Origin of the sequence: Paenibacillus xylanexedens, assembly GCF_007676705.1 — a bacterium.
Classification (GTDB): Bacteria; Bacillota; Bacilli; order Paenibacillales; family Paenibacillaceae; genus Paenibacillus; species Paenibacillus xylanexedens_C.
Window position 1 is genome coordinate 1,986,810 of sequence record NZ_VEBF01000001.1, and the last position, 24,199, is coordinate 2,011,008.

Genomic DNA, 24,199 nt, shown 5'->3' on the forward strand with positions numbered 1-24,199 from the left:
GTTTCCGTCAGATCTGTGTGCTTCTTGTACTTAAGATTTGACGGAACCAACCATGATTCCTTTTACAAAATGCCGTTGCAGGAAAGGGTAAATGATAATGATCGGTAAAGTGGCGATGATGATGGTCGCCATTTTGATGCCTTCCGGCGAGGTGTGTGCAAGGGTGCTGTAGACGGCGGAACCGGGATCGACGGAAATATCGTCGCTCTCAAACAGCTTCTTGAGCGTCACCTGGATCGGCCACCAGGCCGGATCATTCAGATAATAGAGCGCAGTGGAATAAGCGTTCCAGTGCCCCACCGCATAGAAAATGCCGAGTGATGCCATAGCCGGTTTGGACAGCGGGATGACGATCCGCCAGATGATGCCGAATTCCCCGCAGCCATCGATGCGGGCGGCGTCAATCAATTCACCCGGCAGCTGTGCGAAGAACGAGCGCATGACGAAAAAGTTAAATGCGTTAATGGCTCCCGGAACAATTAGAACCAGCGGATTGTTTACGAGATGAAGCTCCTTCATCAAGATAAAGTTCGGAATCAAGGGTGCCGAGAATACGACGGTCACAAGGACAAACATGACGACCAGGGAACGCCCTTTGTACTCTGGACGGGAAACCGGATAAGCCAGCGATGCCGTTGCGGCGAGATTGACCAACGTGCCGAACAGCGTCACGCCAACCGATACTGCGAATGCCCGCCAGAATGCTGCATCTCCGAATACATATTCATAGTTGATCCAGGTAAAAGCAACGGGCCAGAAGCTGACCTTACCGCCCATTATCGCTTCCGAGCTGCTGAGCGATTGGGCCAGGACATTAATGAATGGCAGAATCATCGTCAACGAAAGCAGCGTAAGAAACACGAGATTTCCAATGCGGAATATACGGTAGCGGACACTGGGGGTACGCATGATCTCGCCTCCTAATACAGGCTTTCGCCGGTTGTTTTTTTGCTGATAAAATTACCGAGTACAATCAGTGCCAATCCGACTACAGACTTGAACAACCCGATGGCCGTTGTATAGCTGTACTGCTGCGAGAGCAGCCCGGCTTTGTAAATATACGTATCCAGGATTTCACCAGAATCCAGATTGAGCGGATTCAGGAATACAAACACACGCTCAAAGCCCAGATCCAGAAACTTCCCGATGTGCAGCAGCAGCAGGATCATAATCGTTGGCAGCAATGATGGCAGCGTGATCGACCATATTTGCTTCAGACGCCCGGCTCCATCCACCTCTGCCGCTTCATACAGATCGGGATTGATGCCCGCAATAGCAGCCAGAAAAATGATTGTGCCGTATCCGGAGTCGCGCCAGATCCCGGAACCAATCAAAATGGAACGAATATACGAGTCTTCTCCAAGGAAGTAGATCGGCTGCATCCCCAAAAATCCGAGCGCCTTGTTCACCACCCCGGCATCCATCGAGAAAATGCCCATGAAGATACCACTAATGACGACCCAGGACAAAAAGTGAGGCATGTATACGATCGTTTGCAGCATTCGCTTGAACACAATCATCCGCACTTCATTTAGCAGAATCGCCAGCACGATTGGTACCGGGAATGCAATCACCAGATCATATAGTCCGAGCAGAAGGGTGTTATTGAGAATTCGCAAAAAATCATAATGGCTGAACATCTTCTGGAAATGCTCCAGACCTACCCAATCACTTCCGGTGATGCCTTTAAAAATGTTGTAGTTCTGAAAAGCAATGACTGAACCGAACAGGGGCACGTACTTGAAGAGGAAAAAATACAGTATGCCCGGTACCGAGAGCAGATAAAGTATCCGGTATCGCCATAAGTAACGCCCCGCATCCCCGAGCCGAGCGCTCAGGCTGGACGAGTGGTGCACTTCGGTTGAGCTCCGGCTTGACGGAACGATGTCCGCGGGCTTCACGTCTTCTCCCCTCCCTGCTTCTGTGATTGCATGATTCTCAAATTATCAGGAACGTTCTCGTCCCATGGGATCTCATTGAAGGAAACGGAAATGTACTCCGGCTCACGGTCGATAATACGCGAGAGCTCGCGCGTGAACACCTCCACTATCTCCTGCTTTTGCTCATCCGTCCTGCCTTCATACAGCCTGATCGTAATTTCTGGCATCCGAGTTAAGCTCCCTTCACCACATAATGTAAACGCTTTAACGTCTTTATCTTATCCTTCCCTCTGAAGGGTAACAATGGACTGTCTTTTCGTTCACTTGTGTTTTCTTTAGGTCGAAATAGGGGCTTGAAGATATACAGCAATTCCTTGCATGGATAAGCTGGCCTGTCATCCGTTTCGCTGGAGTAAGCTATTGCACCAATAAACGAGATAATGAAGGAAAAACGAAAAACCAGCCCAAGGAACCGGTACCTAAGAACCATTTTTGGTTGTAAAGCTAACATTAATATGACTTTATAACGATATATTTTAGGAAGTAACTTACCTGGATTTCCTATGCGTGAAGTAGAAAAACCTTTGTAGAACCATGAAGAAGGATCATGAATCGGAGATATGCCATTCGCAAAAATAGGAGAACCCAACATTTTAGAAACAGAACGATTTCTATTAACCACCATATTGACGTTAGATTACATAGTGTACACAACGTCCAGGTCAAGTACATTTTCATAATTTAGAAGGAGTGAACAACCTTGTTTAATAAGCTTCGCTGGAGTACCATGCCTTTCTTTGTTAAAAATCTGGTGATCTCGTTCGGTAGCATCACCTTGATTGGTATTATCCTGATTACCGCGGCTTACCAGCTGCAAAAGAACATTCTGGTAGAACAGTTGCATGACCAAGCCACTGTCATCACCCAGAAATCATATAACGATCTGGACATCGCCAAAGTCGCCCAAGCCGCCAGTGAAAAAAGCTACGCCGGTCCTGTACAGCAGGAAATGAAGGCTTATCTCGATTCCATCCATGAGTTCTATCCAAACATCGCGCAAGCGTACATTTTCGGTTCAGAACTGGAGCAAGGAAACGGAACGTCCATCATCGCGATTCCAACGAACTTGTTGGAGCCATTCGAGCAAGACAATCTGCTCGCAGGTGCCATGTACTCGCTGCCCGAGAATAACGTTGTAGTGCTGGAACAGATGAAGAAGGACGGAAAGCCGGCCTTCAGTGATTTCTATACCGATGACTACGGAACTTGGACTACACTAATCTATCCGATTAATAACGCAGATGGCTCCATGTACGCTGCTCTTTTCTTCGATGTCGATGCAAGTGCGGTTCCAAAAGGACTAAATGAATTACTTACGTACGGATTGATGTTCCTTGTCGGTTTCCTGATCCTGTTCATGGTGTTGCAATTCATTTTGCTAAAAAGAACGTTGCTGCCGATTCGCAACCTGATGAAGGGAATCGAGGAAGTCAGCACAGGCAATCTGGATGTCACCATTGATACAGGACGAGATGATCTGGGTGTCATTAACGATAAGTTCAATGCCATGATTCATCGTTTCAATACAACCATCTACAAAGTACAGAATACTTCTCATCACCTCTCGGAATCTTCCAAACAACTACTGGGCATTTCCGAGAAAAATAATGTGAACATTCAATCCATCAGCCACAACATCCGGGAAATATCCACCGGACTGATATCACAGGACAAAGCCACTGTGGAGAATGCACGCGCCATGACAGAGATGTCAACGGTAGTGCAGACGATCGCCAGCAGTTCAGCTGATGTGGCAGACGAAGCCCTCAGCATGGAGCAGCGCTCAAGTACGGGTAATGTGGTAATGCAGCAAGTTATTGAGCAGATGCGCCTGATCTCCGGTGCGGTGCAAAATACATCAAACTCCATCCAGTCTTTGGAGAATAACTCGAACCAGATTAGCAACATTGTCAATCTGATCACGGAGATTGCCGGACAAACCAACTTGCTGGCGCTCAACGCTTCGATCGAGGCCGCCCGTGCAGGTGAAGAAGGAAGAGGTTTTGCCGTGGTTGCAGGCGAGGTACGTAACCTGGCAGAGCAATCTCAGGAATCAGCGAAGCAAATTCGACAGTTAATTGAGGAAATTCAGCGGGATATCATCCAGTCTTCCGAGGCGATGCAGCTAGGTTCCAAGGAAGTAACCAAAGGCTTGGAAGTTACGCAAGAGACTGGCGTATTCTTCGAAAACATTCTGAATGCTACGAACAAAGTTGCAAACCAGATTCAGGATATCTCCAGCTCTACTGAAGAGATCTCTGCAAGCACCCAAGAAATGTCTGCCACGGCCGATGAGCTCTCTGCCAATGTCAGCAAGGCAGCCAACAGCAGCAAACAAATTGAGCAATCAATTGAAGAGCAGGAAGCCTCCATGGCAGCCATTGTAAGTGCCTCTGACGAGCTCTCGGTTGTATCCGAACAACTGCAAGAACTGATTTCGTTCTTTAAAGTACGAGCAGAATAGAATTAATAGGACACAGATAAAAGTCATAGATACATTAAAAAACCAAGGCTCATGAGTAACTGAACTCAAAGCCTTGGTTTTTTTGTTGTTACCAGAGTAAGTTCTGTACTTTCCCGGTATCATTTAAATGACAGTATTTCTTCTGCATTTATCGTCATCTTCTTCTCGTCACTGTAGCCGGAATGTTCGGATCGAAATCCGGCATTAAGAACAAGATCGACCTCACCATTCGATATATATTGAACCTGCTCTGGTGTGAGTGTTATTTCAAATTCTTCCGAATACCAACGATCTTTCGTTAATTCTGTTACCAATTCTTCACTGGTGCTCGACCTCGGCGGGAGAATCGTCTTTCCATTCATTTGCAGATTTATATCAAACACTTCTTTGGAATGATATATCTCATTGATGGCATCTTGGCCTATATATTTTATTCCCGGTTGAAATGTTAAGGTAGGTTCGCCTTGTTGTTGGACGATTAACTGAAGTTCATATTCACCCAGTTGTCTGGTTGCCGTCATCGTCTGTCCTTCTCTTTGAATTTGGTCTGGTGCTGTATCGTTGCTTTCCAGTGAGGCATCTGAACAACCGAGTAGGACAAGACACATCATAAGGATATAGGAGAAATGTTTCAAGGTTAGACCTCCTTTCATTCTGATTAAGAATTTGGCTCTTAGATTTTGGACGTAGAATCGTACCAACAAGTTACATTGTTCAGAAAATATAGAAAATTCTTCCCTTAAGAGAAAGCATATCTAAACAGCCCATAGTATAAAGGTCCAATCCCGATAACTAATGTTATCAACATCAAAACTCTCCTCATCATAATCGGTAATCCACCCAAAATTTCTATCCCTTCGTAATCCTTTAAAAGCATCGCGAATAATAAATCCCATAACAAAGCTGCCACGGTAATAAATTTCCACACAGCAGGATTTAGAATAGCCGTTTCCGTAACATATCCTAGCAGCCCTATCCATGTAATGACGGATACGACAAAATCTATTTTGCTAAGTTTTGACTCGTACATCCCTTTTAAAAAATACGAGAGTGATGCTGTGCCCAGCAACCCAAGATAGATCGTCCATAAAACGTGTTCCATACATATTCCTCATTCTTTGTTGAATTTTATAATTCACTGTTTCTTCGCTACCCCTTTGCTATTATAGCTATTCAACTCTGTAACTGATATATTTAAACACTTTTCCATATTATAGTAAATTCTCATCCGTACTTTTTTTACTCATTTATTGTTTTGATTTCTAAGCCCCATCCGTTTATGACAATGATCACATCCACCTCCCCTCCTCAAGTGCTACAGTTATCAACGACCGACTGACCGTAATGGTAAATCGGTCACCAAAGAGTTTACCCTACTATTAGTCTTTCAACCTACAAGGAGGTGTATATGTCATGAAAACGATAGATCGAAGGCAACAAGTGATGGACTCTGCCGAGAAATCCTTTGCCCTGTTTGGCTACAAAGCCACAACGATGGAGCAGGTTGCGAGACTTGCCAATGTAGGCAAGGGAACGATCTATACCTTTTTCGAGAATAAAGAAGAATTATTCAGTGAGATTTTGCGTTCGATCATTGAGGATATGAGACAGATTACGGAGCAGACAGTGAAGGAAGAGAACTCCTTTCTGGATAACGTGCATATGAGCATGGATTCTTTACTGGAGTACCGGGAGGAACATGAGCTGTTAATCAAGCTCTTTCAGGAGGTCAACGAGTTCGGCACGCCGCAGGCCAAGGAAGGTTTGCAGAAAGTGGAGACAGCCATTCTCGAATATTTGGAGCGTCAAGTGAGCCGTGCCATGGAGCTAGAGCAGATTCGCAGGGATGATCCCAAGTTGGTTTCTTTTGTCCTGCTGAAGCTGTATGTCACCTTAACCTCGGATTGGAACAAAGCGCATCCTACACTGCACAAAGATCAGATCAAGGATTTTGTGGGCCTCTTTCTCAAGAATGGCTTATCCCCCACGTAGAGAAAGGCATGCCACTAGATTCAAAACATAATAGAGATAGAACAAACGGATTAGCGTAAGGATAGGGAGAGAACATGATGAAATCATTCCACGTATTTGGGCAGGATCTGAAGTCCGCCTTCAAAAAACCAAAAGTATTTATTCCGATTCTTGTCGTACTGTTCATACCGGTACTGTATAGCGGCCTGTTCCTGAATGCATTCTGGGACCCCTATGGCAAAATGAATGAATTACCTGTAGCCGTGGTCAACACGGATCAGGGCGCAGTCTACAACGACAAATCACTGGAGGTCGGTCAGAATCTGGTCGATGAATTGAAAAAAAGTGATGATTTCAACTGGCAATTCGTCACTCGCGAACAAGCAGAACAAGGTATGGAAGACAACACGTATTATATGACCATTGTGATTCCGGAGGACTTTTCCGCCAAAGCAACGACCCTGATGGATGAACACCCTGAGCCGGCAGATCTGATCTATGAACCCAATGAAGGATACAACTTCCTTGCAGGTCAGATTGGCGGGACAGCAGTCAAACAAATTCGCTCCAAAGTCGCTGCCAAAGTCACAGAATCATATACCGAAACGCTATTGGATCAGGTAGAAAAAATCTCTGGAGGATTGGCGGATGCCGGGGATGGCGCAGGTCAGATTCATGATGGTGCGATCAAGCTGGATGAGGGTGCTGCTAAATTAAAAGAGAATCTGTCCAAACTGGCCGCAGGCACAGACAAGCTCGAAACGGGCGTAGTTCCGTTAAAAGAAGGTACGTCCACTCTCGCCCAAGGCATAGGTGATCTTCATACTGGTGCAAGCGCCCTGTCCAGTGGACTATCCCAATTGGCAGCAGCAGGCACGAAGCTGAGTGATGGAGCAACCCAGGCTGAGACAGGTAGCAAACAGCTACAGGCTGGTCTTCAATCTGCTCAGGAAGGCGCAGCTAAGCTGGATGCAGGACTGGCGGCTTCCGAGGAAGGCAGTGCGAAGCTGACTGCTGGGCTGCAAAGTTCTGTTGAGGGCAGTGGCAAAGTAAGCGAAGGTGCCAAAGCGGTTGCACAAGGCCTCGCCCAATTAGCTGAAGCCAGTCCGGAACTTGCCGCAAGTCCGGCTGTGCAGCAGCTCCTGGCAGCCAGTCAGGCCGTAGCGGCAGGCAGCGAACAGGTGTATCAGGGCGGGCAGCAATTGGTCGCTGGCAGTCAAAACCTATACGCAGCACAACAGCAACTGCATCAAGGCAGCAGTCAGTTGGTACAGGGTGAACAACAACTGGTACAAGGAGCTACGCAGTTATCCGCCGGACATGAAAAGCTTGCGACTGGTTTACAACAATTCAATTCCAAATTATCCGAAGCAGCCGTTGGAGGAGCCAAACTTGCGGATGGTTCAGGTCAATTGAATGCTGGTGCAGGCAAGCTGGTTGCCGGTGTAAGCCAACTTACAGACGGAATCTCAACCCTTGCAGATGGCTCACATAAGCTGGATGACGGTGCTGGTCAGTTTAAAGAAGGTACGCTCAAGCTTACAGACGGCTCTGGCGAACTTGCCACCAAGCTGAATGAGACGGCTGAGCAGACGGGTAGTGTGAAAAAGACCGATGAACTGGTAACCATGTATGCAGAGCCTGTTCAGGTCGATGAGCATAAATATAACGAGGTTCCTAATTATGGTACAGGATTCTCGCCATACTTTCTGTCACTCGGGCTGTTTGTCGGCGCATTGATTGCTACGTTAGTTGTACCCACACGCGGTAGTACGGTTAGCGAGGCAAGTGGCTGGAATCGCTTTGTGAGTAAAACGCTGGCTTTCACACTGATGAGTGCTGTACAGTCCCTGCTTGCTTCATGGCTGGTCTTATCCGGTTTGGGTCTGGATGTTCAGAGCGTTCCATTGTTCCTCTTGTTCAGCTTTGTTACCAGTCTAAGCTTCATGTACATCATTCAGGCGTTGGTGACTTGGCTGGAGAACCCGGGACGATTCCTCGCGATTCTGATGTTGATCTTCCAGCTTACTACCAGCGCGGGCACCTTCCCGCTCGAACTAATTCCAAATTGGCTGAAAGTATTCAACCCATGGCTGCCTATGACCTATTCGGTAACGGGGTATAAAGCAGTCATCTCAAGTGGACAGTTCGGCGTGGCTTGGGATCAGATCGGCATTCTGTGTATCTTCGCCGTGATTGGTCTCGGAGGAACCTTAACGTATTTCCTGATGCATCGCACCACGGAGAACGCAAACGTCAGCAGTGAAGTCGCGCTTCACGCATAGTACGGATACAGATAAATTAAAATAGGTAAAGGCATATCCCCTGCCCTGACTCGCTGAATGACAGCAAGTCTGGCGTAAAGAGATATGCCTTTGTGCTTTTGTTAGTTTAAAAATCTAAGAAAATCACCTTGCATGGAGCCAAGGGTAAGCATTTTCTTGATAATGCTAAATCGCCAATGGGTACCGTTGATTTGGAACGACCATATAGCGGAGAGCAGCATTCCAGATTTTAATTTTTGATGTTGCAGATCAGCTAAAGCAAAATCAACCGTTTCTACAACTTTGGAGGAAAATGCATTGATAAAAAGAATTCGTTAAACGTTCTATAGATTTTCTAGTGATGAATAGCATCGATATTATTCCTATTCCTTTTCCTAGTATGTAGAGTACATATCAGAACTCGAGATAGCGAAAGTAAATAACAGCACGAACGCAATCAGTAATAAGTATAACGCTACACTGATGATTCCACAGACAAGGCCAGCAATGGCTAATCCTCTCCCCTGCTCCATGCGGTTCTTAATTTCTTTGAGCGATACGGAGGCAATGATGATAGCAACAATACCAATCAATAATCCCACGTATGGAATCATGATGGACAGTATGCCCAAGACAAGAGCTGCAATCGATTTGCTATTGGTTTTTGGTACTACATAAGGTGGTGGTGGTGAATCGTTATAATAACGATTCACCTCATTCTCGCGATGTTCCAAGGTAAATCCTCCCTATTTATTAAGTAATTTCATTATAATAGTTTAATAGAAATAGTCACCTCCATAATTTGTAAACTATGAATTATTATTAGTTTTATTTTATTTTCATCATCTGTACACAAAAATTGAAGTATAAGTTTCCACAAGAGTATGTAGTTTAGAATCCATTTATCACTACAATGATCCAATCAGATAATTCTTCTAACATACAGATACTATTATAGTAGTAATATCTTTCTGGATCATATTAGGGGGATCGACATTTATGAAAATAGATAAGGTACTGAATATACTTATGATTTTGATGCTTGTGGTCATCGCTGTTTATCGAAATAATGTAGCTGTACTATGTTTTAGCATTGTTCTGTTTGGAATCATGAGTTATACGACTTTTCGAATTCGAACCCTTTGGAATGTAATCACTTATATCGTGTTGACGCTAGTATTGATTGTCTGGAACATATATCTGTGGACATAAGCCATTATTTTAAAAAGAAAAAAGAACGCAGTCCCTTATTCTCATAGGATTGCGTTCTTTCGACATTTCTTAGATTTGGAATGTCTACCTTCTATCTCTCCACTTCCACCCGCTGCAAAAATGTCCGGGTACGTGCAAGCTTCGGATTCCCGAAGATCTGTTCTGGTGGACCTGCCTCAGCGATCTCGCCGTTATCCATGAAGAATACGCGATCCGCAACGTCACGGGCGAAGCCCATCTCATGCGTAACAATCATCATCGTCATATTTTCCTGTGCAAGTTGTTTGATTACGCGTAGTACTTCCCCGGTCAGCTCCGGGTCGAGTGCCGATGTTGGCTCATCGAACAGGAGAATGTCCGGCTGCATCATCAGTGCCCGAGCAATGGCAACACGCTGTTTCTGTCCACCGGACAGATTGGCCGGATAGGCATCGGCCTTGTCCGACAGCCCTACTTTGCCGAGTAATTCCAGACTGCGATGCCTAATGGCGCTTGAGCTTTCTTTTTTCAAAGTCTTCGGTGCGAGTTCCAGATTAGCTTGTACGGTCAGATGCGGGAACAAGTTGAAATGCTGGAACACCATACCCATACGATCCGTCATCTTGCGAATATCCGAAGCACCTGCGTAGCGGCCATTATCGACCAACGTCTGATCCTGAATGCGAATCGTTCCGCCCGAAATATCCTCCAGATGAATCAGGCTGCGCAGCATCGTACTTTTCCCCGAACCGGAAGGCCCAATCACCGCAATCACCTCGCCTGGTTCCACGTTGAAGGATACCTGCTTCAGCACATCAAGTGTACCGAATGATTTTCTCAACTGATTTACTTCTATTATATGTGTCATATGCAGACAGTCCTTTGATTGATCAGATTTAATTTATTCAAATGAAAACCGCTTCTCCAGTGCCTTGAACAACAACGTAAGTACAAGTGTCATGAGCAGATACATAATCGCTGCCACAAAGAAAGGGGTCAGCTGCAAGTCGCGATTCACCGCCGCTTGGGCGTAATACAACAGCTCAGGTACAGCTACGGCATAGAGCAGCGCTGTATCCTTGATGAGCGTAATGGATTCATTGGCCGTTGCGGGCAATACTACACGAATCATCTGCGGAATGATGACTTTGGTCATCGTCTGCCATTTCGTTAATCCAAGTACCTTTGCTGCCTCATGTTGCCCTTTATCAATGGACAGCAGTCCGCCCCTGAAGATTTCAGCAAAGTACGCCGCATAGTTCAGGATGAACGCAATTCCCGCTGCTACAAAGCGATCAAACACCAGATACTCTCCAATCACCGGAAGCAACGGTAAACCGAAGCAGAAGAATAGAATTTGGAGCAGTAGCGGTGTTCCTCGCATCACATATACATAGGTATGAGCAATCCATGCCAGCGGTTTAATCTGGCTTCTCATGGCGAGCGTTACCGCAAATCCAAGCGGTACAGAGAGCACGATGGCGAGCAAGAACATGAAAATCGTGGTCTGTGCACCTTCTAGCATAGGTTTTAAAATGGTCGATAGATAATCCCAACTCATTATTTTGTCTCCTCTAATCTGTTAACCCCGCATTCCTCTGGGGCATGAATCGCTCCAGCATGGAATACGGGGTCCGTTTTGTTTCAAACTATATATCAGGTGTGTAACCTGCCTATTTCAGAACCTTGTCTTCACCCAACCATTGGGTGGAGATTTTAGCTGCTGTTCCATCTGCACTCAGCTCATCCAGTGCTTTTTGCAGCTGATTCAGAAGCTCTTCATTGCCTTTTTTGATACCAATGCCATATTGTTCCGGTGCAAGAGATTCATCCAGCAGTTTGAATGTTCCCTCTTCTTTGGACATGTAGTATCTCGCTACCACTTCATCAATGATGACCGCATCCAGACGTTTCGTTTTCAAGTCCGTCAGTGCAAGCACGTTATCCTTGAATTCGGAAGCTTTTACTTTATCCTTCAGGGGACTCGCTGCCAGTGCATCTGCCGCAGAGGACAATGCCTGCAATCCCACATTTTTGCCATCGAGTTCATCCAGCTTCGTAATTGGTGAGTCTGCCAATGTAATGGCTACCTGACTGTTTTCCAGATACGGCTTCGTGAAAAGCACCTTCTCTTTACGCTCATCTGTAATGGTGTACCCGTTCCAGATCATGTCGATCCGACCACTGTTCAGCTCTGATTCTTTGGAAGACCAGTCGATCGGCTGGAATGTGATTTCTTTACCCATTTTCTCCGCTGCAGCTCTTGCATAATCAATATCAAAACCTACAATTTCATTCTGCTCGTCTCGGAAGCCCATTGGAGCAAACTTATCATCAATTCCTACAACAATCGTGTTATCGTCTTTGCTTGCGGAACTGGAACAACCAGCAACAATCAACACACATATACTGATGAATAATAGTAGAATCGCTTTTTTTCTCATCTCTCGAACCCCTCCATGTCTATAACCAAAACCCAAACGCTTTAGTTCGTTACCACGTTATCAGAGACTTATAATAACATAGCATGGGAGAAGAGTCGAGTATCTTGCCTATTTCCTTCTATTTCATACAGCTTAATTGTCAACAATCTGTGAAAAAGCCTCTTTCACTTGTGCCGGTTCTACCAGCTTCTCGCGTACAATCGAATTCCATAGCTCCGTGTTCTGAAGCTCCTTTAATTCCGTACCTGTCCATTGTTGGGCAGATTCACGACGTAAGGTATGGCTGGTATTCTCAAACTGGTAGACGATCTGCTCCAGATTATCGATCATAACAAAGTTCGCAACCGCATTATATACAAGTATCCGCTCAAGTTCCTCTGCATCCATCTCACGCGTATCCAAGCTATAATTCACTTGGACCGTGAACGTCTCCGGGTACAGTTGGTAACCATTCAATCTTTCACGTAAAGGTAAAGCCTGATTCAGATGACTAAGGTTTGAATTATCACCCATGTAGGGACTGCGATATTTGGCTAAAGCGGCAAAATCATGTGTCAGCGGATTCTTCTGCTCTTCCTCGTACCGAGCCTGTTTCGCCTCGATCTTCGGATTAACGAAGCCTTCAACAATCACTAAGCCAATGATGCCCAACACAACAAGTGTTATAATCCATATGTTTCTAATTCTCATAACGCACCACTCACTTCATACTTACTAACGATCCGATACGCCCGATGCACAACCAAAGGAATAATAACACTCAGTAATGGGATGGCAAAGGCAATGACGATCACAGCAAACTGATAGGGTCCATCCACCTGAATGGGCCGATTAAACCAGATGTTGCTTCCGAATCGCAACGCTGCCTGCATTCCCCATAGTACGAGTATTAATGCCGCCCACAACCACCATATTCTGCGATTCCACTGCACTAAGGCAGGGATTCGAATAACCGTGGTTTTCACGGAAGTTGCAGAATCGTTCGTCTTGTTGATCAACAGATACAATACATACGTGCCACCAACAATGAGACTCACGATCATAAGCAGATTGTTTATGGCGGAGCCTTGCATCAGCACTCTCATTGGAATGGTAATGATCCAGGCTATGAGGCTATAAATCAGAGCAGACTGCAACAACGCTGTCCAGTAAGGAACACGTTGTACCCTTCGATGGTCACTCATCACTTCATCCATACCAGCGATATGCTTAATGGCGGTATGGAACGCCTTCTCTTCACTCATCCCCTGCGAGATATAATCGTCAATCCGCGCAGCGAGATTGCTGTGAATCTCTTCTTTTAATTCTCGATTGTCTAATGTATCTTGTGCGTGAGCGAACAAACGATTCACATGACGGGTGATGCGAGCTTCCAATCTCATAGGTCTTCATCTCCTTTTTCTCCAGTGACAATCATGCAATCAATCAGTGCCTTGGCTGCTTGCCAAGCATGAACCTGCTCTCTATAGGCTTCGAGGCCTTGCGTTGTAATTCGGTAATATTTGCGTCGTCCTCCCTGCGTCTCTTCCCCCCAGTAGGACTCCACATATCCACTCTTCTCCAGCCTCTTCAAACTGGAATAAAGCGTAGGTTCCTTCAGTTCAAACTGTTCTCCGCTCTTGCGATAGATTTCCTTAATAATGCTGTAGCCATAGTTATCGGCTGGTATAAGTACACTTAGAATGATGGGGTCAATGTTGCCCCGAATCAGATCACTATTAATCACTTGCACATCCATCTACGAGTTTCACCGACTTTCTTCCGTCCTGTGTATACTATAAGACATATTACTATGTCTGTAAAGGTAATGTGTATCATATGGTAATGATGTATTGCAATGAGCAATATTCCTCTCTCGCTTTTCGTCTGGAAGATATGGAGTCTTTGTTATCAGTGGTGTCGACGGAAAAATAAAAAACAAACAGGGCCCCTCCATTGGAGAAGCCCTTACTCACTTTTATCTATTGCTGCACTTTCTCGCGATCTTTGCCTTTATCGGATTCACCCGCGTTTTTGTTGGCGGCATCCCGATCCTGCCGCATCTCTTCCACCGTTTTCACTTTGAGGCGTGCCGCTCCTTCATATTCCTTCGTCGGAATCAGATCACCTGCAGCAAGTCTCGCTTCTGCGGCAGCAATGGCTTCACCATACTGCGGTAACCATTGGGCCTGGGCAACCAACATCTCGTCGACTATCTGCCAGATCTCCTTTGGATTACACACGGCACCCACGAGCGGGTCCATCATGAACGCCTGACGAAGTAATTTATCATCTCCGTTGACCGCTGCTTCAACCGCAAGACGTTGCACGGAAATACTCACATTACATACGGCAGCCGGGCCAAGGGGCAGATCACCTACATGCGGCATGGAGATCCCGTTGCGATCCACATATCCCGGTGCCTCAATAATCGCATCATCCGGCAGGTTCGAGATTACTCCATTATTAACGGTATTGAAATGTCCACGATAGACACGTCCCGTCTCCAGCCCTTCAATAATGTACGAACCGTGCTCCTCGCCGCGTTTCTCCGGAATGAATTGCATCGGTTCATCCTTCATCCAGTTAGGAAAATCAGTCTCAAACCAGTTGCGCCCCTCGGTACACACCCGCAAATATCCACCCGTCTCTCCGTTGATCCAGTTGCCCAGGTCGATCCATTCGTTGATCTCTTCCGGACGTTTGCGGTACCACGGCACATATTCACTCAGATGACCATTCGATTCTGTACTGTAATACCCAAAGCGGCGCAGCATATCGATCCGCACTTTCTCAGTACGGCTGTACTCCGGATGTTTCTCGAAGGCTTCGAGCAGGTCACCTGTAAGGTCCTTACCTTCATGAGAAGCCTGGATATACCAGGTCTGATGGTTGATGCCGGCACAGACAATATCCACTTCACTCTTTTTCAAGCCAAAAGCTTCCGCAATCTGATGATGACCATGCTGTACGCCATGACACAGTCCGATCGTCCGCACACCGCCATACTTATTGCAGGCCCAAGTCAGCATTGCCATCGGATTAGAGTAATTCAGGAGCAGCACATCCGGTGCACTCTGTTCACGAATATCTTTACAGATATCCAGCATCTCGGCGACTCCGCGTTGTCCATACATAATGCCGCCTGCACACAGCGTATCGCCAACACATTGGTCTACCCCATATTTCAGTGGAATATCCACATCGGTTGCAAATGCTTCCAGTCCCCCGACACGAATCGTACACAGTACGTACTTCGCATCTTTCAACGCTTCTTTACGATCCGTCGTTGGCTGAATTTGAATATTTAATCCATTCTCACGGATATCCCGCTGACACAGCTCAGTCACCATATCCAAGTTGTGTTGGTTAATATCGCAGAACGCAATCTCGATGTTGTTGAATTCTGGTACGGTTAGCAAATCCCGCAGTAACCCTCTTGTAAATCCGATACTTCCTGCCCCGATAAATGCCACTTTAAACGACATGCATATATCCTCCCCTAATCCGAATATTTCACTTCGGTTAATGACTCTCTTCATGAAATCATTGTACCAACGGCAAAAGGGGAAGCGTTATCAAAATCATGACCTGTTCAAGATCTTGTTGTCAAAAATCCTAACTTTTACACGCCAGCTCCACTAATCGATATGTATTCGAAAATAACTGCAATCGGCTCATTCATCCGACGGGTACTGACTAACATGCCGTTCCATAGAGGAGCGAAATTCAACTGGCGTCGAGCCTGTATATTTCTTGAATAACATATGAAAATACTGACGACTGCCTACTCCAACATAGTCGGAGATCTCCGAGATCGGAATATTCGTCTGCTGAAGCAGCATCTTGGCTTTCTCCATTCGAAGCATCGTCAGGTAGTCGGTAGGTGTTCGCTGCGTGTGCTGACGAAAAATACGATGTAAATAGCCCGGATGCAGATTAACGGCTGCTGCGATATCCTTCATCTGAATGTTGCGATCCATATTGTGATGCATGAATTCAATGGTTCGTTTGACATACAGCTCCGCCTGATCTGGCGCACTCCGGCTCATTTCTCCGCGCAGACGTGCAACACGGACCAGCAACTGGATAAACAGTGTACGTACCAGCATGCCCTGTTCCGGGGACGTCAGATTCCGGGCTTCGCGGTGATGCGACCTTTCCTCTGATGGAATGATCTTCATCGGCACAGTCGATCTTCCTTGCTCCAGCAGACCGCGTTGATCGAGTTCCAGCACCAGACTCTTCATAATGTGGTACACCTCTTCCGGATCAGGCAGTACCAAATATGGCGAAGCATTAGTGAGTAGAGTATGGACTTCTTCCTCTTCCAACGCGAGCTGACGGATGGATAGCTGTCCGGGAGGCGAGCCTGAGAATCCAAACTCCACATTGAGCATACGGCAAGGGACACCATCTACCACCAGCAAACGGTGCGGGACACCTGCGTCGAGCATGATGAACTGTCCTTTTTTCAAAATAGTCTGCTCTGAACTCCCATCTGGCATCTGCACATCCACCCGGCACATTCCCGAAATAATGTACATGATCTCCGTGGAATCATGTTGGTGATAGGACATACGGTAGTTGTCCCATTGCTTGTAATAGTAAGCATAGAAACGCGGTCCACAGTCCTCCGTTCGTAGTCCCTCCTGATACAGGCTTCCTGTCCAGCGCTTCATGACACTCATATCCATACCTCCATTCCTACAACGATCGATCCTCACTTTTCTCCATTGTAGCAATTCTGTAGGTTGAATATAAACTGTCTTCGTTAAAACCATCATTGCATTATTAAATTAGATAAATGCTACCGAGATCTGGACTCCAACGATGTAAAAGAATGACGTAACATGGATCGCTGGGAACACGCCAAGCTCTATCCGCAGATCCTAATGTGAAAAAAGCTCTGAAACCTCCATGTGCCGAGACACATTGGGATTCCAGAGCTTCTAAGCTTCGATACCAACACTTAAGAACTGGTGCTGCTTTACGTTACAGGTTGATCCGATGTGATGTTGTTATGTTGTTACTGTCGCTAACCCGGCCTGCTTACTTTCCGCCCTTACCTGGCGTGTAGAACTTAGGCAGCGTTACTTTGGACCAGTCGATATCCGATGCCATGTAGAAGGACGGATAGGAAGGCTGGTTGTATCCACTGTTCTGTCCGGCAATGCCCACACGATACATCGCATCATGCATGAGCGTGTACAGCTTGCGGTCTGTCTTCTCGATACTCAGATAGATCCGGATCGCTGAGCTGTCGGTGGTTCTCACCAGCATCTCTTCCCGCCAATCCCCGAAGATATCAGCTACGAGAGACGGCGTGCCTTTCGTGTGATTGTTGGTCAATGTGCCTGTTGCGGTCAGCAACGTGCCACGACTCCAATCCTTGATGGTTGGAGTAACATCAATCGCACCATCAACGATCTGTGTCGTCATATCGGCAGCCCAACGGATATTCATATTTGTACCCGGCATCTGATCACTGATTTTCTCACCCTTAGCTGTCCATAATCCTACAGCCCATGTCTCCAGCCCACGACGAGTCGGATCGACATCCCCCACCATGCCGCGACCGGTATCTTTCCCCGTGTACCCACCATAGATGACTTCTCCGGTCTTCGCATCACGCAGGGAATAACCGTATGGCGCCCACGGACCACCCTCGTGAACCATGAAAATCTCCAGTCCCGGACGATCCGGGTCGATATCTGCCACATGAAGTGCGTCCCCATGACCCAGACGAGCAATGGTTCCCGGTGCAGCACTCTCGGCAGGCATCAGGTCTGTGGAGCTGTAAAGCACGCTACCGTCATGATCAATCGTAGCGGAACCATAGATAATCTCCTGTTTGCCGTCTCCATCCACATCCGCCACACTGAAATAGTGCGCACCTTGAGTGGTAATGGAGCCGTACTCTGGATCTGTACCATCTACACCATGCGGCCCGTCATTGAACGGGTTCTTCATCGGTGTCCAGCCGCTGTCCACTTTCCATTCCTTCTTCAGCTTCTTGCCGTCCCAATTGTAGGCAACCATCGTCGAACGTGTATAATATCCGCGTGCAAAGATAGCAGACGGTTTCTTGCCATCCAGATACGCCACGCCTGCCAGGAAACGGTCCACCCGATTGCCCGGTTCAATCCGTGCCATGGCATAATCGCCCCACATCAGACCGTCATCATGACGTTCAGGTTCGTATGGGATAGTCTCCAGCTCTTTACCTGATTTACCTTCAAATACCGTAACGTACTCGGGTCCATCCACGATAAAACCTTCAAACTTGCGCAGCTCATTTCGGTTGCTGCGTTCTACCGCATATACATCAATGAAGTAGTCGGCCAGGCTCTCGGCATCCTGCTGAGATAATGGGTAGTTATATTTTTTCTCCATTCCAAAAGCCTCTTCCAATGTCGCAGGCCAGTTGCCCTTCACAACCTCGTCGTGTTTATCCCAGTTCCTGAACATATCCACCACGTGATCGTAGTAACCATCCGCACTCAAACGATAATCATCTTCGTTCGAGTACCCTGCCTTGCGATCCTGCTTGGGAAGCGTGATATATTTCTCGGATGTCACTTTTCCTTTTTTGTTGTATTTAATAATCTTCGTACCGGGAGCGGTCTTGAACATCATCTCGGCCTTGCCATCCCCGTCAAAATCGTAAACGAGCATCTGAGTATAATGAGCACCCGCCCGGATGTTAACCCCAAGATCGATCCGATACAGCAATTGTCCATCCAGGGTGTAAGCATCAATGTAGGTTTTACCGGTGTACCCTTTTTGAGATACGTCCTTGGCGTTAGATGGGTCCCATTTCACGAAAAACTCATACTGGCCATCCCCGTCTACATCGCCCACGCTCATGTCATTGGCGGAATACGTATAGGCCTCTCCTGCTGGCGTCACGCCATCAGCCGGTTTTTGCAGTGGAATGTCCACGTAGCCGTTCGCCCATGGTTTGACAGATGCACTGCGTTTGCTCTCCTTGCCCTTCTTGTTCACCGTTGCCACTTCATAACGAGACGATGATTTGCCTGTGGCATCTACATAGTTGGTGCTGTCCGTGACGGTTGCGATCTTTTTGCCATCACGATAGACATTAAAGTCCGTACCTGTCAGCCCTTTGTCGCTGTACCCTGTGGCCTCGTCACCAAGCAATCTCCAGCTGAGAAACACCCCTTCAGATGTCGAAGCAGCCACCAGTCCCCGATCCAGATATTCCAGTTGAATCTCTTTCACGTGACCGCCTCCCTTATGTGATTGCAGGCTGGCCTCCGTCGACCCATTACCGTTCGAAGCTGCTGCTCCCGTAACACCAGCCGTTCCTCCAATGAGAAGAGCTACGCTGAGTGCCGAAGAGAGCACCTTGGCTGCAAGTGGCATACTTGCCTTCCTGCGACCTGATTGCCGACCTGACACCGATCCCTTATGTACCGGCGCTGTTGTTTCTGAGTTCATCCACCTTCACGCTCCTTGAGACAGAATAGGTGACGCATATACACATCGATGATGATTGGACGTTCGATAATTCACACAGACCTTCTTCGAAAGAAGGTTCAAACTCACAATGATTACGCTTACAAAATTAAAAAAGAGAAATCAGCTTGCCCGACTACCAGAGCACGGTCCCCCTTCCATTCTCTTTCCAATCCGAGCGAGGCGATCCCGCCCATCGGGTTCTATTATAGACATCCTGCCTGCCAGACCCTAGGCAAATATCCGTCTAAAACGATCAATAATCAGTGTTTTTAGGAGTGAATGACTCTTGTAATGAATAGCAAAAAACCGCAACCCTCTAAGAGACTGAGGATTGCGGTTAAGACAATTACAAGTAAAGTTTAAGGCTCAATGCCCCATACCAGGTTTCCACCTTGGTAGAGCGTTACCTTGTTCCAATCCTGATAGGATGTTTTGGTTGGATCGAAGGAGTAGTCGTTACTCTCGTCAAAGTTGGACCAGTCTGTTTTGTACATGCGAAGCTGGATGTCTCCAGTCTGTCCATCAGCCTGAATGCTGCCAGCGCCAGATGTGAAGCTCAACTCCACATACGAGTCTGTGAAGGTACGCTGGATATTGGCTCCGCCAACTTGAGCGTAATCGATGGCAGAATCCATCGCAGCCGAGCCTTCTTTGGAGAAGTAATATCTGATCTTCAGATCACTCAGATTCACAGCAGTACTGCCCAGATTTTTGATGTTGAAATACGGTTTGATCTGGCTATCCTGAGCATTGGTATCTCCAGCACGATATTGCAGGACAAGATCACTGGTCGGTACAACGACACTTTGAGGTGTCGCGGAAGCTACAGCGGAATTGGCACTTTGCCCTGCTGTATTCACTGCACTTACCACATAATGATACGTTGTGCCGTTCGTGAGGGCAGTGTTGGTGTAGGACGTACCACTCACATTCGCCGCGATCGTTGTGAACGGACCTGATGCAATCAGCGCCCGTTTCACATTATAACTTGTCGCACCTGTAGAAGCGGTCCACGTCAGGCTCACCTGTGCATTGCCTGCGGTTGCTGTGAGAGCAGTCGGTGCAGCTGGCGCCGTTACACCTGCAACGGGTGTAGCTGTTGCTGTTGCAGAGTTAACACTTTCACCTACTGCATTCGTTGCCGTTACCACATAATAATAGGTTGTACCATTGATCAGGCCGGTGTTGCTGTAAGATGTTCCACTTACATTGGCTGCAATCGTTGTGAATGGACCTGATGCACTCAGTGCCCGCTTAACACTATAACTTGTAGCCCCTGTAGAAGCAGTCCACGTCAAGGAGACCTGGGCGTTACCGGCAGAAGCCGTCAATGCTGCTGGTGCTGCCGGAGCTGTTGTTCCCCCCGGAGGATTGCCTCCACCGTTACTGGCAGGCAGTACAGGGAATGAGTTTTTCACCAGTGCCACGAATTGATCATGGAACCAGTGACCCGATACCGGAGCATTAGGCAATGCACCTGTTAATACACCATCCCGAGTGATGAAGGTTGGATCACACATCCGGTCGAAACCTTTGCCTTCGTTATTCGGAATTTCGGAGCTGGATCCATCGGATTCACCCGGAGGTTTCACCCATACATAAGCATCCAGATGCGCTGGTCCTGGTGCAGCCTTAGGTGCTTCACCAATACCTGCGCCACTGGCATTACACCAGTTCCCCCGATGCTCCCGGCGATCTACACGTCCAGAATTCACATAATCATTGATGTTGCTGCCCGTAGCAGATGCTGGACGGTCTACCCCGCCCCACCCATTCCGGCTAGTATCAATCAGGAAACCTGTGCTGCTTGGCCAGCCAGCTTGTACGAAATCGGCATACAGCGCAGCGGTGAAATCGGTTTCGTCAAAATAAGGATTCCACTCATAAAACTTGGCAGATTTAATCGGTTGTCCACCGATATTAAGATCAGGGTTAGGCAGATTCGGTTCATGGGTAGGCGTCGTATTTGCAGTGTTGGTGATAAAACCATCTGCGCTCTGCAAGCCTGCTGCTGTATCATTTACCACGTCAGTATACAGGGCAATCGCACCGCTACGGTTGTTGTCCCATCCGAGCCAGCCGGAGTGGCCGATATCCAGGTAGTTGTACACATTGGGAATGGCATGCAGCTTGTCCAGAGCATACTTGACCCCAGCTTCATAGATACCTGTTGAGCTAGCTTGCGCACAGGCGGGAGTACTCAAATTGGTCACAAGGTTAGGCAGGCTGTCCGGCTCAATGATCGTTACAATACGAATATCCTGATACTTCGGATCTGCGAAGATATCTGCAATGACATCAATATAATCCGTTTTGTAGGTCTGCAGCGCAGCCTGTGTTAGTGGAAGTTCACCATTGGATGCAAGTGCATGACAATCCCGACCTGGCAGGTTATAGATAACAAATGAAGCGGTTATTGGTGTCCCAGGTTTCTTTTGGGCGAGAACGGCATCAAGATGCTGCTCAACGCTTTTGCGACCAGCATTGTCTGCGCCGCCATAGATCGCAGCTATACGGTCAATCCACACTGCCGTTGGATACGATTTGACCGTCTCCATCTTTGCCTTCAGCGATGTATCATTCGTAAGCGCAATGGACGTATCCACGAGAGCCGAATAATCCTGGTTCAGATAAGCCGTCGCTCCCACAAATGGATTATCCACATGTGCTTCAGCAGCCTGAGTCAGACCTGGAGACATTCCCGGGAAAATCCCCGCCGCGAGCAGCGTTGCTGCCAGCATTTGTTTTACACCTTTGCGCAGGATCTTCTTACCTCTCGATTTGGTTTTCAATTTAGTCTTCATAGTTCCACCTTTCCTTTAGTTAGATTGGGTTGTACTCATGTCTGATCCTCTGTGTCATTATGATGCTTAGCACGAAGAGAACGTTCGGATGAGTTGGTTGTATCACCTCCAAAAGAAATGGTTGTGTAGCTGGAATCTTGAGCAAACAAATTGTGTGTGAGGGCGAATCATGTGAATGAGTATAATATGGTGGGTGTGATTGAACGTGTGTTAGACATGAAGAAGTGTGAAAAATGACTTACGGGATGTCTGAATCCTAAATTCGGTAAGCGCTTTCTTTAAGCAGTTAAAAAAAAGGTCTTCGCCTATCCATCTACAAACATGATGTTCGGTGTCACCTCCTTATGTTCTGATTATACGACATGTAAATATTACTGTAAATTGAATTATATAAATTTAATTATATTTTTTTCCATAATTCAGGCAGGAATCTGGACATCCCTTGCCCCTAACCACACCAAAGGCTCATCATGGCTATATGCCACAATGAACCTCGTGTTTTTCAAGGTCGAATCGACCGTTCGTCTAGATAGTCATTACATATAATGCCTTGTTCTTAAATTCCTACGTCTAGGGTAGAACGACAATGTCTCCCGGTTTCAACCCGCTAACCACCTCCGTCTTGTCCCCCGACTCCATTCCAGCCTGGATGGTCAGTGGCTCTGCCTGTCCGTTCCCTTTGTCCAATAAAACATAAGGTTCAGTCTGATCCCGCATAATCGCCAGGCTGGACACAACCGTCACTTTATCCTTCCGCATCGTCTCGATATCCCCTTCCAGACTCACGCCTCCATACATTCTGGCATCCGGCTTCAGATCAATGACCACGTCAAACTGGGAAGCCTGCTTGAGGTCCGCATCGGTACTCTTGCGCGCGAATTTGGACACCTTACTCACCTTCCCGGTGAATTGCAGGTCTTTCTGCGCTGTCATTCGCACCTTAACCGGCATTCCCACCTTGAGCCTGAACATCTCTTCTTCGCCAACAATCGTCATGAATTTCAGTTTGCTGATGTTCGTAATAGACCCAATTAGCTGTCCTTCCGTCACCGCACGTGTCTTGCTGTCCTCTTCATTCATCTGAAATATACCGGAAGCAGCAGCATAGACAATAGACTTGCTTATTACTGCCTGCTTTTTCTGTATCTCTTTCTCCTTGAGGACCAGCGCTTTCTGATTCAACTCATTCGTCAGCCGTTTGCCTTCCCGGTCTGCAAATGCCTTCTTGCGCTCTTCTTCTGTCACGCCAAGCGACTCGCTCATATTCGCCTGATCCAGGCTAACCTGATTCATCTTATTTTCCAGTTGAGCTTTCTCCAGATCACTCTGCAACTGTTCTACTTCTGTTTGTAACGTGGAAGTATCAAGGGTAAACAGGATATCGCCTTTGCTCACTGACTCACCACTTTTCACGTGCCACTGCTTGATGTTGGAAGCATACGGAGCGAAGATATCCGTCTGATCGGTGTATACGGATTTCCCCTTCACCTGTATCGTTTGCGTCATCGTTTCCTGTGTGACATCAAAGGTAATCGGGGGCGGGATCTCAACAGGTGCCTCCGGTTTGGGCTTGTACTTTTCATACAGCCAGTACCCCGCACCTGCCAAAAGTACAACGGTGATGATGATTTTAATCCATTTCTTCATGTGCCCAATT

General features: G+C 47.1%; 21 protein-coding genes. 4 read left to right on the forward strand and 17 right to left on the reverse strand.

Annotated features, from left to right (window positions below):
• Nucleotides 1-30 precede the first annotated feature (30 nt).
• From FS628_RS08945 to FS628_RS08955, 3 genes are read right to left on the reverse strand one after another with little or no spacing between them, the layout of a single operon-like run.
• A complete protein-coding gene (locus FS628_RS08945; RefSeq protein ID WP_145320945.1) occupies nucleotides 31-909 on the reverse strand; it encodes a carbohydrate ABC transporter permease in 879 nt (292 codons plus the stop codon).
• A gap of 11 nt (nucleotides 910-920) precedes the next feature.
• Nucleotides 921-1,856 carry an ABC transporter permease gene (locus FS628_RS08950; protein WP_260870988.1) on the reverse strand — a complete coding sequence of 312 codons (936 nt, stop codon included), beginning with the start codon at nucleotides 1,854-1,856 and terminating at the stop codon, nucleotides 921-923.
• Between the two features lie 41 nt (nucleotides 1,857-1,897).
• Entirely contained in the window at nucleotides 1,898-2,107 is a 210-nt protein-coding gene (locus tag FS628_RS08955; RefSeq protein WP_145320949.1) for a tautomerase family protein, read from the reverse strand.
• Between the two features lie 560 nt (nucleotides 2,108-2,667).
• On the opposite strand from FS628_RS08955, the gene FS628_RS08960 reads away from it, so the two are divergent.
• Nucleotides 2,668-4,404 (forward strand): methyl-accepting chemotaxis protein, encoded by a 1,737-nt coding sequence (locus FS628_RS08960; RefSeq protein WP_145321495.1) that lies wholly within the window; start codon nucleotides 2,668-2,670, stop codon nucleotides 4,402-4,404.
• A 119-nt stretch (nucleotides 4,405-4,523) separates the two neighbouring features.
• Here FS628_RS08960 and FS628_RS08965 read toward each other — a convergent pair whose 3' ends face one another.
• Together FS628_RS08965 and FS628_RS08970 are read right to left on the reverse strand one after the other, a co-directional pair.
• Entirely contained in the window at nucleotides 4,524-5,039 is a 516-nt protein-coding gene (locus FS628_RS08965) for a hypothetical protein (protein WP_145320951.1), read from the reverse strand.
• Nucleotides 5,040-5,143: 104 nt separating this feature from the next.
• Complete coding sequence (locus FS628_RS08970) at nucleotides 5,144-5,506, reverse strand: hypothetical protein (protein ID WP_145320953.1); 363 nt, start codon at nucleotides 5,504-5,506, stop codon at nucleotides 5,144-5,146.
• Between the two features lie 311 nt (nucleotides 5,507-5,817).
• On the opposite strand from FS628_RS08970, the gene FS628_RS08975 reads away from it, so the two are divergent.
• Nucleotides 5,818-6,396: a TetR/AcrR family transcriptional regulator gene (locus FS628_RS08975; RefSeq protein ID WP_145320955.1), complete on the forward strand. Its 579-nt coding sequence runs from the start codon at nucleotides 5,818-5,820 to the stop codon at nucleotides 6,394-6,396.
• A 77-nt stretch (nucleotides 6,397-6,473) separates the two neighbouring features.
• The gene (locus tag FS628_RS08980) at nucleotides 6,474-8,660 is read left to right on the forward strand and encodes a YhgE/Pip domain-containing protein (RefSeq protein ID WP_145320957.1); all 2,187 of its coding nucleotides are present in this window, start codon (nucleotides 6,474-6,476) and stop codon (nucleotides 8,658-8,660) included.
• Nucleotides 8,661-9,034: 374 nt separating this feature from the next.
• Here FS628_RS08980 and FS628_RS08985 read toward each other — a convergent pair whose 3' ends face one another.
• Nucleotides 9,035-9,373 carry a DUF4190 domain-containing protein gene (locus FS628_RS08985; RefSeq protein ID WP_145320959.1) on the reverse strand — a complete coding sequence of 113 codons (339 nt, stop codon included), beginning with the start codon at nucleotides 9,371-9,373 and terminating at the stop codon, nucleotides 9,035-9,037.
• 265 nt (nucleotides 9,374-9,638) lie between these two features.
• On the opposite strand from FS628_RS08985, the gene FS628_RS08990 reads away from it, so the two are divergent.
• Complete coding sequence (locus FS628_RS08990; protein ID WP_145320961.1) at nucleotides 9,639-9,851, forward strand: hypothetical protein; 213 nt, start codon at nucleotides 9,639-9,641, stop codon at nucleotides 9,849-9,851.
• A 91-nt stretch (nucleotides 9,852-9,942) separates the two neighbouring features.
• On the opposite strand, the gene FS628_RS08995 is transcribed toward FS628_RS08990, so the two are convergent.
• From FS628_RS08995 to FS628_RS09045, 11 genes are all read right to left on the reverse strand, one after another.
• The gene (locus tag FS628_RS08995) at nucleotides 9,943-10,698 is read right to left on the reverse strand and encodes an amino acid ABC transporter ATP-binding protein (protein ID WP_145320963.1); all 756 of its coding nucleotides are present in this window, start codon (nucleotides 10,696-10,698) and stop codon (nucleotides 9,943-9,945) included.
• 33 nt (nucleotides 10,699-10,731) lie between these two features.
• The gene (locus tag FS628_RS09000; RefSeq protein ID WP_145320965.1) at nucleotides 10,732-11,391 is read right to left on the reverse strand and encodes an amino acid ABC transporter permease; all 660 of its coding nucleotides are present in this window, start codon (nucleotides 11,389-11,391) and stop codon (nucleotides 10,732-10,734) included.
• Between the two features lie 112 nt (nucleotides 11,392-11,503).
• Complete coding sequence (locus tag FS628_RS09005; protein WP_145320967.1) at nucleotides 11,504-12,274, reverse strand: amino acid ABC transporter substrate-binding protein; 771 nt, start codon at nucleotides 12,272-12,274, stop codon at nucleotides 11,504-11,506.
• Nucleotides 12,275-12,406: 132 nt separating this feature from the next.
• The gene (locus tag FS628_RS09010; protein ID WP_145320969.1) at nucleotides 12,407-12,964 is read right to left on the reverse strand and encodes a DUF4825 domain-containing protein; all 558 of its coding nucleotides are present in this window, start codon (nucleotides 12,962-12,964) and stop codon (nucleotides 12,407-12,409) included.
• On the reverse strand, nucleotides 12,961-13,656 hold the full coding sequence (locus FS628_RS09015; protein WP_145320971.1) for a permease prefix domain 1-containing protein: 696 nt from the start codon (nucleotides 13,654-13,656) through the stop codon (nucleotides 12,961-12,963). Before FS628_RS09015 ends, FS628_RS09010 begins: the two co-directional genes overlap by 4 nt.
• Entirely contained in the window at nucleotides 13,653-14,012 is a 360-nt protein-coding gene (locus FS628_RS09020) for a PadR family transcriptional regulator (RefSeq protein ID WP_047841826.1), read from the reverse strand. Before FS628_RS09020 ends, FS628_RS09015 begins: the two co-directional genes overlap by 4 nt.
• Nucleotides 14,013-14,235: 223 nt before the next feature.
• Nucleotides 14,236-15,741, reverse strand: coding sequence for an alpha-glucosidase/alpha-galactosidase (locus FS628_RS09025; protein ID WP_145320973.1), 1,506 nt, complete (start codon nucleotides 15,739-15,741; stop codon nucleotides 14,236-14,238).
• Between the two features lie 189 nt (nucleotides 15,742-15,930).
• Nucleotides 15,931-16,944, reverse strand: a complete 1,014-nt coding sequence (locus FS628_RS09030) for an AraC family transcriptional regulator (RefSeq protein WP_145320975.1) — start codon at nucleotides 16,942-16,944, stop codon at nucleotides 15,931-15,933.
• A 361-nt stretch (nucleotides 16,945-17,305) separates the two neighbouring features.
• Nucleotides 17,306-19,642, reverse strand: a complete 2,337-nt coding sequence (locus FS628_RS09035; protein ID WP_145321497.1) for a rhamnogalacturonan lyase — start codon at nucleotides 19,640-19,642, stop codon at nucleotides 17,306-17,308.
• Between the two features lie 455 nt (nucleotides 19,643-20,097).
• Nucleotides 20,098-22,542, reverse strand: coding sequence for a glycoside hydrolase family 6 protein (locus tag FS628_RS09040; protein WP_145320977.1), 2,445 nt, complete (start codon nucleotides 22,540-22,542; stop codon nucleotides 20,098-20,100).
• 570 nt (nucleotides 22,543-23,112) lie between these two features.
• Nucleotides 23,113-24,189, reverse strand: coding sequence for an efflux RND transporter periplasmic adaptor subunit (locus FS628_RS09045; protein WP_145320979.1), 1,077 nt, complete (start codon nucleotides 24,187-24,189; stop codon nucleotides 23,113-23,115).
• Nucleotides 24,190-24,199 lie beyond the last annotated feature (10 nt).